We start from the raw sequence: 13,490 nt of genomic DNA on the forward strand, positions 1-13,490 counted from the left end.
GGAGCGGCCTTGCCCCGCGATGATTTCAGCGGGAACGCCGCCGCCCCCAGATCAACACCCCGGCCAACAACACCCCCACCGCCAGCGCCACCCACCCATACAGCTCGTCAAAACTGAGCAGCGGCTTCTCGATCCGCACATAGCCAGGCTCGGCCAGTAACTGCTGCAGGGCCCGGTTGGCATCTTCCAGGCTGATTCTGCGCAACGCCCGCACCGGATCGGCAAAGCGCCCGTCGGCGTAATCGTTCAGCGCCCCCCAGTAATAATCGGCCAGGACGCTGTTGCCCTGGGTGGTCCAGGCTTCGCGGTCGATGGCGGCCTGTTTGATGCGCTGGAACGTTGCCGGGTCCAGGCCATCCTTGCGCAGGCGCTCGAGCATGGCGGCCAGGGCCTGCTCGGCGGCATCGACATCGGCGCGGTCCAGATCGGCATTGAGCACCATCAGCCCGGTGTCACCGAAGCTCTCGCGCTGGCTGAACGGGCCGTAGGAAAACCCGTGCTTGAGCCGCAGTTCGTCGTACAACGCCCAGTCCAGGTAGCGCTGCAGCAGGTCCCAGGTCTGGCCGTGGTCGTTGTCCAGTACCGGTTCGAGGAATAGCCAGTGCAGGCGCGCACTGTCGCCCAGCCAGCCACGGGTCAACTCACGGCGGGCTTCGGCTTTGTGCGTGACACCGTCGAGCACCCGGCGCTCACCCGGCTCGACCGCTGGCAGCTCGCCATAGGTGCGCTCCAGATAGGCTGGCAGCAGGCGGTCGAGGCCGCCGACAACGATCAGGGTCATGTTGTTGGCCGCGTACCAGTGCTCGCGCAGGTCATTGACCTCTTCCAGGGTCATGTCCTCGATCGACGAACGTTCGGCGCACTTGAGCCCCAGCTCCACTGCCAGTTGGTCGCTGGCGCGATGGCCGATGTCCTGGCGGTCGAGCCAGCGCTGCAGGTGCGAGTAATGGCCACCGTCTTCACGTTCGACGATGCGCTTGGACAGCTCCAGGGCTTTTTCATCGATCCGGGTGTCGTTGATCACCGCCAGCAGCAGGTCGAGTACCTTGCGCTGGTTGCGCGCCGGCGCTTCGATGACGAAGGTGGTGTCGGCACTGCTGGTATAGGCATTCCACTCCCCGCCCAGTGCCTGCATGCGTTCTTCCAGGCCGCCCTCGCCGCTGTCGTCGATGCCGCTGAACAGCAGGTGTTCAAGCAAGTGCGGCAGCTCCTGGCGCTCGCAGGGGAAGTCATCGAAGCCAACACCCACCACCAGGCGAATCGACACATGGCTGCGTTCATAACCCGACTTGAGCACCACCTGCAGACCATTGGGCAGCAGGTAGCCTTCGACCTGGGAGCGGTCGATGGCAAAGCCGGGCGCGCAGCCCAGCAACAGGCAAATGAACATCAGGCAACGCATGGCGAGCTTCCTTGCGGGAGTTCTTGAGGTGAAGCGGTCAGGGTGAGTGAGCGTCGTCCGGCACGCTGTCGAGCAGCAGGCCGCCGGTATCGGCGCCGCCCAATACCACATAGGCACTGCTGCAGAACAAGGAGTTCAATCGTTTCATGTCGGCGATCAGTTCCAGGTGCAATGAGCTGGTCTCGATACTTTGCACCACTTTACGTTGCAGTCGGCTGACATGGGCGTGGGCCAGGCGTCGTTCCTGGGCGCGGAAGCGGCGTTTTTCCCGCAGCAGCTGGCGGGCGCTTTCCGGATCGGCGCTGAGAAACACCGACAGGCCCAGGCGCAAATTGGCCAGCAACTGGCTGTGCAAACCGGTGAGCTCTTCCAGGCCGACGTCGGAAAACTCCCGGCGCTGAGAGGTCTTCTGCTGTTGAACCTTGCGCAGCATGCGCTCGATCAGGTCGCTGGCAAGCTTGAGGTTGATCGCCAGCTCAATGATCTCGGCCCAGCGCCGGCTGTCCTGCTCGCTGAGGTCTTCGCGGGGCATTTGCGCCAGGTACAGCTTGATGGCGTTGTACAGGGCCTCGACGTCTTCGCCCAGGCCGCGCATCTGCTGGGTCATGGCGGTCTGGGTGCCGCGCAGCACATTGAGCATGGCATCGAGCATGCTGTCGACCAGATCGCCCATGCGCAGGGTTTCGCGTACCGCGTTGGCCAGGGCCAGGCTTGGCGTAGTCAGCGCGGTAGCGTCCAGGTGCCGTGGGCGGGCACGGCCGTTGGCTTCTTCGCGCTCAGGCAGTAACCAGCTGCACAGGCGGCCCATGGGCGTCACCGTCGGCAACAGGATCAGGCAGCGCAAGGTGTTGTAGAGCAGGTGAAAGCCGATGACCAGTTCCTGGGGGCTGAAACTCAGGCTGTCCATCCACGCCACCAGTGGATTGAGCACGGGAATGATCAGCACCAGGCCGATCAGCTTGTACAGCAAACTGCCCAGCGCCACCTGACGGCCTGCGGCGTTCTGCATGCTGGTGCTGAGAAAGGCCAGCAGGCCACTGCCGATGTTGGCGCCGATCACCAGGCCGATGGCCACCGGCAGGCTGATCAACTCGGCACCGGCCAGGGTTGCGGTGAGCAGCACGGCGGCCAGGCTCGAGTAGGAGATCAGTGCAAACAGGGCGCCGACCAGGGCATCGAGGAGGATATCGCCGGTCAGTGAGGCGAACAGCACTTTCACGCCCTGTGCATGGGTGATCGGCGCTGCCGCTTCGACGATCAACTGCAGGGCGAGGATGATCAGGCCCAGGCCGATACCGACGCGGCCCAGTTGGCCGGCGCGGGTCTGCTTGCGGGAAAGAAAGAAAATAACCCCGAGAAAGATCAGCAGCGGCGACAGCCACGACAAGTCAAATGTCAGCACCCGCGCCATCAGCGCGGTACCGACGTCGGCACCGAGCATGATCGCCAGCGCCGGGGTCAGCCCCATCAGGCTCTGGCCGACGAACGAGGTCACCAGCATCGCCGTGGCGTTGCTGCTTTGCACCATCGCCGTCACCAGGATACCGGCGACAAAGGCCAACGGCCGCTTGGACATGTTCTGGCTCAGCACCCGACGCAGGTTCGAGCCATACACCCGCAGGATGCCGGTACGCACGATGTGCGTGCCCCAGATCAGCAACGCCACGGCGGAAAGCAGATTGAGCAGGGTCAGCATTGAAAAGGCCCCCTGTTATGCGCCCCAGTGGGGCAAATGGATGATGCCGTGAGCCTGTCCTGCTACCAGGCGGTTTTTCCCAGTGCCCACTTAAGCTGTAGTCGGCCAATGGCCGTGGCGCCAGCATCGCATAGCCACGGCAGGCTTTGAAACAGCACTGTCATGAAGCTGGATGAAAAAAGGGCCCCGCAGGGCCCTTTTCAACAGCACCGGGATTACTGACCCGGGATGTCCTTGCGAAGTTTCACCGGATCGCTCTGTTGCTTTTTCTTGGCCATGGCCGTGCGCATCTTGATGTTGATCGCTTCGACTGCCAGCGAGAACGCCATGGCGAAGTAGACATAGCCTTTCGGTACGTGCACGTCGAAGGATTCGGCGATCAGCACGGTACCGACCACGATCAGGAACGACAGGGCGAGCATCTTCAGCGACGGGTGCTTGTCGATGAAGTTACTGATGGCGCCGGCACAGAGCATCATCACCAGCACGGCGACGATAATCGCCGCGATCATCACCGGTACGTGGGAAACCATGCCCACGGCAGTGATCACCGAGTCCAGGGAGAAGACGATGTCGATGATCGCGATCTGGATGATGGTGTAGAAGAACTTGCCGCCGGCGCCGCTTGGCTCGTCGCTGGTTTCGTCTTCACCTTCCAGGCCGTGGTAAATCTCCTGAGAGCTTTTCCACAAGAGGAACAGGCCGCCGAAGAACAGGATCAGGTCGCGCCCGGAAATGCCCTGGTCGAACACTACGAACAGATCGGCGGTCAGGCGCATTACCCAGGTGATCGACAGCAGCAGGAGGATCCGGGTGACCATGGCCAGTGCCAGGCCGAAGATCCGAGTGCGCTGCTGCATGTGCTTGGGCATGCGGCTGACCAGGATCGAGATCATGATGATGTTGTCGATACCGAGAACGATCTCAAGCGCCGTCAGAGTAAAAAAGGCAACCCAGATTTCTGGGCTGGTCAGCCATTCCATGTGTATTCCTTCGAACGATGTAAGCAGAACGCCCCAGGCAATGGGGCGCGGCTACGGTTAGGTGATTCTGTTGTCTTATAGGCTACTGAACAGGGGGAAAATTCCCATGAGCAGCGCGGCGAGCATTATGCACAGGCAGACCAGCACTGCCCACTTCAGGGTGAAGCGCTGATGATCGCCGAACTCAATGCCGGCCAGGGCCACCAACAGGTAGGTAGAGGGTACCAGCGGGCTGAGCAGATGCACGGGTTGGCCGACGATCGACGCGCGGGCCATCTCAACAGGCGAGATGCCGTAATGGCTGGCCGCTTCCGACAGCACCGGCAATACCCCGTAGTAGAAGGCGTCGTTGGACATGAAGAAGGTGAACGGCATGCTCACGATCGCCGTGATCACCGCCAGATAAGGGCCCAGCGCATCCGGGATGACCGCCAGCAGGCTTTTGGACATGGCGTCGACCATGCCGGTGCCGGAGAGGATACCGGTGAAGATACCGGCGGCGAAAATCAGGCCGGTCACCGCCAGGACGCTGCCGGCATGGGCGGCGATGCGGTCCTTCTGCTGTTGCAGGCACGGGTAGTTGACGATCATCGCGATACTGAAGGCGATCATGAACAGCACCGGCAGCGGCAACAGGCCCATGATCAGCGAGACCATCAGCAAGGCGGTCAGGACGCCGTTGAACCACAGCAGTTTGGGACGGCGGGCATCCGGGAACTGCGAGACGCTGATTTCACTGTGATCGATTTCATCGCCCGGCAGATGCAGTTCGCCCAGGCGAGCGCGCTCACGCTTGCCATACATGTAGGCGATGGCCAGCAGGGCGACGACACCGGCGAGCATGGCCGGGATCATCGGTACGAAGATATCCGACGGGTCGACATGCAAGGCACTGGCGGCGCGAGCGGTCGGGCCACCCCAGGGGGTCATGTTCATGATGCCGCCGGCGAGAATGATCAGGCCGGCCATGATCCGCGGGCTCATGCCCAGGCGGCTGTACAGCGGCAGCATGGCCGCCACGCAGATCATGTAGGTGGTGGCGCCGTCGCCGTCCAGCGACACTACCAGGGCCAGCACTGCCGTGCCGACCGAGACTTTCAGCGGGTCGCCTTTGACCAGCTTGAGGATCTTGCGTACGGCCGGGTCAAACAGGCCGGAGTCGATCATCAGGGCGAAATACAGGATAGCGAACATCAGCATGACCCCGGTCGGCGCCAGTTTGCTGATGCCTTCGAGCATCATTGGGCCGATCTTGGCGGAAAAACCGCCGAACAGGGCGAACAGAATCGGTACCAGGATCAGCGCGATCAAGGCCGACAGGCGCTTGGTCATGATCAGGTACATGAAGGTGATGACCATGGCGAAGCCGAGGAAGGTCAGCATGGGAGTACTCCAGGCGTAGCGCGTCGAAGGAAGAACGATTCGGGCGGATCAGCGCGCGGGGCGCGGCGCGTGGAATAGCGGAGGGATGGCTGCAGGGAGGCGGTCGTAGGAAAGCATCAGTATCACCATTGTTGTTGTTAATTGGGCCGGGCGCTGTATGAAAGACACAGGGCCCTGGCTGACCGGTCTGGTGCCGGTAGTGGAGGCAATCCTAAGGCGGGAAGCTTTCAGCCAGCTTTCGCTGGCCCAAAGCCGACGAGAGGTGCATTGTTGGCTGTAAGCCAATAGGTAACAGGAGGGAGCGATGCGCGATTCGTACGAAGGCGGCTGCCATTGCGGCGCCCTGCGCTACCGGATTCAAGGCCCGTTGACGGATGTTGCCCACTGCCATTGCTCGGTTTGCCGGCGGGTCAGTGGTGGCTTGTTGATCACCTGGTTGACGGTGAACTGTGATGATTTCCAGTGGTTGAGTGGTACGCCGCAACGCTATGACTCATCGGCCAGTTGCGTGCGATATTTTTGCAGTCGTTGCGGTGCCCATGTGGCCTTGACCACTGATCTGAGCCCGCAGAGCATCGACGTCACCGTGACGACGCTCGACCAGCCGGAGCTGGCGCCGCCCAACCGGCACATCTGGATCGACAGCCGCCTGTCCTGGCTGCACCTGGATGAACAGTTGCCTGAAGAGCATGGCGAAACCCTGTGATCAGGGCAGTTGCAGACCGCCGCCGGCCTTGTGCAGTGCGCGCAAATGTTCGCCCACCTGCTTGATGTTGGCCTCGACCGCTTTGATTTCAGCCGCGCGTGTCGGGCCGAGCAAGGCGCGCACCTCCTTGTCGAGGTCGGCGCTGAGGGTTTGCAGCTGTTTTTGCCGCTGGCTGGTTGCACTCAGCAGCTTTTCGCGCTCGCTGGCCTGGGGCAGGCCGTAACCGCTGCTGCCCAGCAGTTCCGCCGGGCGGCTGAGAAAACCGCTGTTGGCGAGGATCTGCTGCAGGGTGTTGTTGGCCTTGCCGACGCTGGCGTCGTTGAGCTCCCGCCCGGTCAGGTAGCGCTGCTTGACCTCGTCCTGGGCCAGCAACAGCTGGCGGCGCAGGCTGGCTTGCTCCAATAGCAGCAACGCCGCGCTGGTGCGCAGGTCGGCTTGGGCAAACCACTGCTGGCGTTGTTCTGCAGATTGTTCCAGCCAGGCTTCGACGCTGTCCTGCTTGATCGGCAGCTGCTGCTTCAGTACCAGGAACATCGCCTGGTAGCGGTCGCGGTAGGAGTCGAAGCGGTAACCCAGGCGTAGCGCCTCGCGCGGGTCGTCGAGCACGCTGACGTCAGCCAGGCCGCGGCCTTCGAGTACTTCGAGCAAGCCATTGGGAACGATGCTGTCCAGATTGTTCAGGCGTGGGTTGGCGGTGCCGCTACGCAATAGCTTGAGGGTTTCGACCGCGCAGTTGTTGGACAGGAAGTAATAGTTGCCGTCGTAGCTCCAGTGCATCTCGGCGGCCTGCCGTACCAGGCTTTCCAGTTCGTTACGGTTGAGCCTGAGCGGGATAGAGGCGAGGCTGCGCAGTTCAGTCTTGGTGTATTCGTCGATGACCTGGGCCAGTGGCAACACGAACAGCCGCGACGGGTAGGCACCGGTCAAACCGTCCCAGCTCGACAGCTGCACATCATTGACGAACGCCCGGTACGACAGCACCAGGTGCTGGTCCAGGTCCAGGCGGCAGTCCGGCCCGCGCGGGCGCCCTGGGGCGCAGATCACCAGGCGCAGCATGCTGTGGCCCCAGCGGCTGACCCAGTTCTGGTTGGCTTCGGCCAGCAGGTAATCCACGGCATAGACCCGCTCGGGGTCGATCTCGCCCAGCGGCGATTTGGCAAAGTCATTGCCGGCGTTGAGGAACGGCAATGCGCTCGGGCATGGCGGATGCTCGGGCGCCCAGTCGAAATGCTCCTTCAGGTAAGCCTGCAAGGCCGGGCGGCGGCAGGCAAAGCTTGGGTCGAGCAGGAAGTACTCCATGTTGACCGCAATGAATTCCTTGGGGCTGCTCAGCTCATAGCTGTCGGGGCTGCGTGCCACCTGGCGGTTGTGCTGTTCGCGCTCGCCACGACGGCCGACATATTGCGGCCAGCCAGCCAGGTCGAGCAGGCGCGGGTCGTCACTGAGGGTAAAACGGCGTTCGGTCTGGCCACGGCACTGTTCGGGCAGGCCGACTTTGCCCTGGCTGTTCTGCTGTCGGGTGCACTGGGTGATCAGCCGACGTTGCGCACCCTGCCACAGGCGGGCGCGGTCATAGATGTGGGTCAGCTCATGCAGGACGGTGGCCAACAACTCCTGGCGTACGGTGCCGTGGGGGCGGCCGGTCTTCTGCGTGGCGGCGCTGCCATCGGCAAGGCCCGGCAGCAGGCGGCTATTGAGCTCCAGGGTGGAGACCAGCGATGCCTGGCCGTAGGCGTCGGCCGGCATGCGGCTGCTCCAGCTGACCTGGATGCGTCGGTCAAGGCGGGTCTTGAAGCTCGGCGGCAGTGCCTGCAGGGCTTCGTCCAGCAATGCCTGGCTGGCCCGCTGTTGCTGCGGGTTCAAGTCATCGGCCTGCAGCACCAGCTGCAGGTCGGCCAGTGCCGGGCTGCCGAACAGTATCAGCAGGCAACCCAGCAGCCAGGCACGCACCGGCTTCACAGAGCGAGAATGGCTTCAGCCAGGACCTGGTCACTGGCCTGGCGTGCTTCAGGAACACGCTGGCGCAGGGTATCGAAGGCGGCTTCGAGTTGTGCGCCACGGATCTCGCCACGGCTGGCGACATAGCTGGCGGCATCGTCGCGGGCTTCGCGCACGACTTTGGAATCGCGAATCGAAGTAGTGGTGTCGGAGGTGAAGTCGATCGAGCGGCCGAAGGCGCGAACGATGATGTTGCTGGTGGCCACCAGGGTTTGTGCCTGGGCCACATCGGCCAGCAGCAGAAGGCCAAGGGTGGCGGCAATCAGCGGGTTACGCATGGAGCATCTCCGGGAAAACAGAAGTAATCATTGGACGAGAATTGCCTGCGCCAGTTCAAGGTCGCTGGCATGAAGTTCCGGGTTGGCCTGGCGCAGCCGGTCCAGTGCAGCCTCAAGGCGAGCGCCCCGCCATTGACCGTCGCTGCCCACAAAGGCAGCGGCATCGTCATGGGCGGCCAGCAGCAGTTTGCGATCGAAGGGCGCCGACGTCACTTTGCTGGTGACGTAACCACTGACGACAAGGTTGTTGGTGGTCAGGTCCAGCGCCTGGGCGGCACCGCTCCAGCAGAATACGAGCAACAGCAATGACAGATAACGCATGGGTCTCGAACGGCAGCTGAATCAGGCGGCAAAGGCTATCCCAATGCGCTGGTGAGGACCAGCGCAGAGGGCCCGGCTTAGTTGCACGTTGTTACATGCATGGGCCGGAAGCGAGTGCTTCAGAGCGCCAGGATGGCCTGTGCCAGTTGAGCGTCGCTGGCCTGCAGGGTTGGGGTCTGCTGGCGAATGTGGGCGAAAGCGCTCTCCAGTTTCGCGCCGCGGATGTCACCGTGGCTGGCAACGAAGCTGGCGGCGTCGTCACGGGCGGCCTGGACGATCTTGTCGTCACGGAACGAGGACGACACATCGGAGGTGGCATCAGTGGAGGCGGCGACGCCACGAACGACGGTATCGGTGGTGACGACAAAGCTGGTGGCGTTGGCAGTGGAAGCCAGGGCCAGCAGCAGCGCGGCGCCAAACAAGCGTGAATGGAACATGGTCGATCTCCTGGATAGGCTTTTTGGTGGTTCTTATGTCAGACGCACGCTCAGCTTGTTGCGCTACTTATTACCAAGCTGGGTACGCTAAGGGTATCACGCGATAGGAACCTGAGGCTTGGACCACCTCGTCGCAAGATTTATCAACTGTACCTGTCATATTTCTTAAATGTCTAACTGTACATGTCGTGGTGTCAGCCGCTCTATCTCGGGCCTTTAAACGACAAAACCCGTCAGCAGTCACCTGCGACGGGTTTTGGGGAATTCGAGGTGCCGGCCTTGGCCGGCGAGCCCTGCATTAACGCCAGAAAGGCTTGCTCAGCTCTTCGTAGCGTTGTGCTTCGCTGATACCGGCATCAGCCAGCAGACGCGAGTCCAGGCGAGCCAGTTGGTGGCGGCTGGCAATACGGCGTTGCCACAGCATCAGGTTGGCCAGCAGGCGCAGTGGCAGCGAGGCCTTGGATTGTTCGGCGGTGTTTTCGAAAACCAGATCGGAACTGAGGGTACGTTCCATGATGTCATCCTTCCGCTTGTGGCGGCATTAGGTAGTGATTTAACTGATGCCAATGATCCTCCTCTGCCGTCCATAACAGTAGATACAGTTCACCTGCATTGTGATGGGCCAGTTAACTGTTTTAAGCGACTGTTGCACTCGGAATAGGCGCAACTGTACTGGTCGGCACTGAAATGGTGCATTTCTGCTCGGAGAAGGGACAAGAGGGCGGAAAATGGTGGTGAAATCACCGGTACAGTAGAACAGTTTTTGCCAAAATAAATAAATCAGTTGTCCGGCCGGTTGGCATTGCGCACAACCGGCCGGTTACTGTGCAGGTCAGCTGGCGAGCATGCGCCCGGTTTCTTCCAGGTTTTCGTGCCAGGCCAGGGCTTCGCGCAGGATGTGCGGCGTGTGGCCGCCGCGTTCGCAAGCGCGGGTGAAGTAGTCGTTCAGCGCGTCGCGGTAATCCGGGTGCACACAGTTGTCGATGATCACCCGGGCACGTTCGCGTGGTGCCAGGCCACGCAGGTCAGCCAGGCCCTGCTCGGTGACGAGGATGTCGACGTCGTGCTCGGTGTGGTCGACGTGGCTGACCATCGGCACCACGCTGGAAATCGCCCCGCCCTTGGCAATCGACTTGGTGACGAAGATCGCCAGGTGCGCGTTGCGGGCGAAGTCGCCCGAGCCACCGATGCCGTTCATCATCCGCGTGCCGCAGACGTGCGTGGAGTTGACGTTGCCGTACAGGTCGAACTCAAGGGCAGTGTTGATGCCGATGATGCCCAGGCGGCGGACCACTTCAGGGTGGTTTGAAATTTCCTGCGGGCGCAGGACCAGTTTGTCCTTGTAGCGCTCCAGGTTACCGAAGACGTCGGCGTTGCGGCGGGTCGACAGGGTGATCGAGCTGCCCGAAGCGAAGCTCAGCTTGCCGGCGTCGATCAGGTCGAAGGTCGAGTCCTGCAGTACTTCGGAGTACATGGTCAGGTCTTCGAACGGCGAGTCGATCAGGCCGCACATCACCGCGTTGGCAATGCTGCCGATACCGGCCTGCAGCGGACCGAGCTTGTTGGTCATGCGCCCGGCGTCGACTTCCTGCTTGAGGAAGTTGATCAGGTGGTTGGCGATGCCCTGGGTTTCGTCGTCTGGCGGCAGCACGGTGGACGGCGAGTCCGGCTGCTCGGTGATGACGATACCGACAATCTTGGCCGGGTCGATCGGGATCGCGGTGCTGCCGATGCGGTCATCGACTTTTACCAGCGGGATCGGCGTACGGGTCGGGCGGTAGGTCGGGATATAGATGTCGTGCAGGCCTTCCAGGTTGGCGTTGTGCGCCAGGTTGATCTCGACGATCACCTGTTTGGCGAAAATCGCGAAGCTGGCCGAGTTGCCCACCGAAGTGGTCGGCACAATGTGGCCTTGCTCGGTGATGGCGACCGCTTCGATGACCGCGATGTCCGGCAGCTTGAGCTGCTGGTTGCGCAGCTGCTCGACGGTTTCCGACAGGTGTTGGTCGATGAACATGACCTTGCCGTCGTTGATGGCCTTGCGCAGGGTGCTGTCGACCTGGAACGGCATGCGACGGGCCAGTACACCGGCCTCGGTCAGCTGTTTGTCGAGGTCGTTGCCCAGGCTTGCGCCGGTCATCAGGCTGATTTTCAGGGGCGACTGCTTGGCGCGCTCGGCCAGTGCATGGGGCACGGCCTTGGCTTCACCGGCACGGGTAAAACCGCTCATGCCGACGGTCATGCCGTCCTCGATCAGGCCAGCGGCATCAGCCGCACTCATTACCTTGCTGTGCAGGGAGGACAAGCGGATACGATCACGGTACATGGATTGTTATCTCGGGCTACTAAAGCTAGATGCGCAGTCTAGTGTTTTCGCCTGGCTTCGTCCCGCGACCAAGGTCGAATGCGAAGCCCTGAAATAGAGCCTTCTGTCGGCGGGCCGGGCATGAAAAAGCCCCAGCCGGTACCGCGCTGGGGCTATTTGTCACAGCAGGTTGAACGGCTTATTCGACCGCTTTGACCATGTCTTCGATGACCTTCTTGGCGTCGCCGAAGACCATCATGGTCTTGTCCAGGTAGAACAGTTCGTTATCCAGGCCGGCGTAGCCGCTGGCCATCGAGCGCTTGTTGACGATGATGGTCTTGGCCTTGAAGGCCTCGAGGATCGGCATGCCGGCAATCGGCGACTTCGGATCGTTCTTCGCTGCCGGGTTGACCACGTCGTTGGCGCCAAGTACCAGCACCACGTCGGCCTGGCCGAACTCGGAGTTGATGTCGTCCATCTCGAACACCTGGTCGTATGGCACTTCGGCTTCGGCCAGCAGTACGTTCATGTGCCCGGGCATGCGCCCCGCCACCGGGTGGATCGCGTACTTCACGGTCACGCCGTTGTGGGTCAGCTTCTCGGTCAGCTCTTTCAGTGCGTGCTGGGCACGGGCCACCGCCAGGCCGTAGCCGGGGACGATGATCACGGTGTCGGCGTTGCTGAGCAGGAAGGTCGCATCGTCGGCCGAACCGGATTTCACCGGGCGGGCTTCCTTGGCGCCCGCCGGGCCGGCCGCTTCTGCCGCGCCGCCGAAACCGCCGAGGATCACGTTGAAGAACGAGCGGTTCATCGCCTTGCACATGATGTACGAGAGGATCGCACCGGACGAACCGACCAGCGAGCCGGCAATGATCAGCATCGAGTTGTTCAGCGAGAAGCCGATACCTGCTGCCGCCCAGCCCGAGTAGCTGTTGAGCATCGACACCACCACCGGCATGTCGGCGCCGCCAATCGGGATGATGATCAGCACGCCCATGATGAACGCCAGGATCAGCATCAGGGCAAAGGCGCTGTAGCTGCCGGTGAACGTGAACACCAGGCCCAGGCCGATGGTGGCAAGGCCGAGTACCAGGTTCAGTTTGTGCTGTCCGCTGAACTGTACCGGTGCGCCCTGGAACAGACGGAACTTGTACTTGCCCGAGAGCTTGCCGAATGCAATGACGGAACCTGAGAAGGTGATCGCACCAATGGCGGCACCGAGGAACAGTTCCAGGCGGTTACCGCTAGGGATCGGGTCGCTGATACTGGCGACGATGCCCAGCGATTGCGGCTCGACCACTGCGGCAATGGCGATGAACACCGCGGCCAGACCGATCATGCTGTGCATGAAGGCGACCAGCTCGGGCATCTTGGTCATTTCAACGCGCTTGGCCATGATCGAGCCGGCAGTACCGCCGACCAGCAGGCCGACAATGACGTAGCCGATACCATCGGTGGCCAGTTCAGCTCCGAGCTTATAGATGAGGCCGATGGTGGTGATCACCGCCAGGGCCATGCCGAGCATGCCGAACAGGTTGCCGCGCCGCGATGTGGTCGGGTGCGACAGACCCTTGAGCGCCTGGATGAAGCATACCGAGGCGACAAGGTAGAGAAGTGTTACCAGGTTCATGCTCATGTTTACTTCTGCCCCTCTTGCTTCGCTGCGCCCTTGCTTGGGGCTTTCTTCTTGAACATCTCCAGCATGCGCCGGGTGACGAGGAAACCGCCGAATACGTTGACCGCCGCCAGGGCCACCGCGAGGGTGCCCATGGTCTTGCCCAGCGGTGTGACGGTCAGCGCGGCGGCCAGCATGGCGCCGACGATGACGATGGCGGAGATGGCGTTGGTGACCGCCATCAACGGGGTGTGCAGTGCAGGGGTGACGTTCCAGACCACGTGGTAACCGACATAGATCGCCAGCACGAAGATGATCAGGTTATAGACGCCGTGAGAGATCAGCATGTCTTCCATTGTCTGGCTC

13 protein-coding genes are annotated in these 13,490 nt (G+C 62.0%); 1 reads left to right on the forward strand and 12 read right to left on the reverse strand.

All coding sequences use genetic code 11. From position 1 onward, the window contains the following. Positions 1-25: 25 nt before the first annotated feature. The 4 genes from LOY45_RS00480 to LOY45_RS00495 form a co-directional block, all read right to left on the reverse strand. The gene (locus LOY45_RS00480; protein ID WP_134065330.1) at positions 26-1,402 is read right to left on the reverse strand and encodes a M16 family metallopeptidase; all 1,377 of its coding nucleotides are present in this window, start codon (positions 1,400-1,402) and stop codon (positions 26-28) included. 37 nt (positions 1,403-1,439) lie between these two features. Then, positions 1,440-3,098, reverse strand: a complete 1,659-nt coding sequence (locus tag LOY45_RS00485) for a Na/Pi cotransporter family protein (RefSeq protein ID WP_258578616.1) — start codon at positions 3,096-3,098, stop codon at positions 1,440-1,442. A gap of 215 nt (positions 3,099-3,313) precedes the next feature. Further along, complete coding sequence (locus LOY45_RS00490; protein ID WP_115084425.1) at positions 3,314-4,081, reverse strand: TerC family protein; 768 nt, start codon at positions 4,079-4,081, stop codon at positions 3,314-3,316. Positions 4,082-4,156: 75 nt separating this feature from the next. Further along, positions 4,157-5,464 carry a CitMHS family transporter gene (locus LOY45_RS00495; protein ID WP_115084424.1) on the reverse strand — a complete coding sequence of 436 codons (1,308 nt, stop codon included), beginning with the start codon at positions 5,462-5,464 and terminating at the stop codon, positions 4,157-4,159. 304 nt (positions 5,465-5,768) lie between these two features. On the opposite strand from LOY45_RS00495, the gene LOY45_RS00500 reads away from it, so the two are divergent. After that, on the forward strand, positions 5,769-6,170 hold the full coding sequence (locus LOY45_RS00500) for a GFA family protein (protein ID WP_115084423.1): 402 nt from the start codon (positions 5,769-5,771) through the stop codon (positions 6,168-6,170). Here LOY45_RS00500 and LOY45_RS00505 read toward each other — a convergent pair whose 3' ends face one another. The 8 genes from LOY45_RS00505 to LOY45_RS00540 form a co-directional block, all read right to left on the reverse strand. Further along, positions 6,171-8,129, reverse strand: coding sequence for a DUF7844 domain-containing protein (locus tag LOY45_RS00505; protein ID WP_258578617.1), 1,959 nt, complete (start codon positions 8,127-8,129; stop codon positions 6,171-6,173). Beyond that, positions 8,126-8,446, reverse strand: a complete 321-nt coding sequence (locus LOY45_RS00510; RefSeq protein ID WP_010222593.1) for a DUF2388 domain-containing protein — start codon at positions 8,444-8,446, stop codon at positions 8,126-8,128. The genes LOY45_RS00505 and LOY45_RS00510 overlap by 4 nt, the downstream gene beginning before the upstream one ends. Before the next feature lie 27 nt (positions 8,447-8,473). Next, positions 8,474-8,767, reverse strand: coding sequence for a DUF2388 domain-containing protein (locus tag LOY45_RS00515; RefSeq protein ID WP_115084421.1), 294 nt, complete (start codon positions 8,765-8,767; stop codon positions 8,474-8,476). Between the two features lie 119 nt (positions 8,768-8,886). After that, positions 8,887-9,204, reverse strand: coding sequence for a DUF2388 domain-containing protein (locus tag LOY45_RS00520; protein WP_010222591.1), 318 nt, complete (start codon positions 9,202-9,204; stop codon positions 8,887-8,889). Between the two features lie 298 nt (positions 9,205-9,502). After that, on the reverse strand, positions 9,503-9,718 hold the full coding sequence (locus LOY45_RS00525; protein WP_010222590.1) for a DUF1127 domain-containing protein: 216 nt from the start codon (positions 9,716-9,718) through the stop codon (positions 9,503-9,505). Between the two features lie 318 nt (positions 9,719-10,036). Then, positions 10,037-11,530 carry an acetyl-CoA hydrolase/transferase family protein gene (locus LOY45_RS00530; RefSeq protein WP_134065336.1) on the reverse strand — a complete coding sequence of 498 codons (1,494 nt, stop codon included), beginning with the start codon at positions 11,528-11,530 and terminating at the stop codon, positions 10,037-10,039. A gap of 178 nt (positions 11,531-11,708) precedes the next feature. Then, entirely contained in the window at positions 11,709-13,145 is a 1,437-nt protein-coding gene (locus tag LOY45_RS00535) for an NAD(P)(+) transhydrogenase (Re/Si-specific) subunit beta (protein ID WP_115084419.1), read from the reverse strand. Positions 13,146-13,147: 2 nt separating this feature from the next. Further along, complete coding sequence (locus LOY45_RS00540; RefSeq protein ID WP_115084418.1) at positions 13,148-13,480, reverse strand: NAD(P) transhydrogenase subunit alpha part 2; 333 nt, start codon at positions 13,478-13,480, stop codon at positions 13,148-13,150. Between the last annotated feature and the right edge of the window lie 10 nt (positions 13,481-13,490).

The organism is Pseudomonas wadenswilerensis, from assembly GCF_024749185.1.
Lineage (GTDB): Bacteria > Pseudomonadota > Gammaproteobacteria > Pseudomonadales > Pseudomonadaceae > Aquipseudomonas > Aquipseudomonas wadenswilerensis.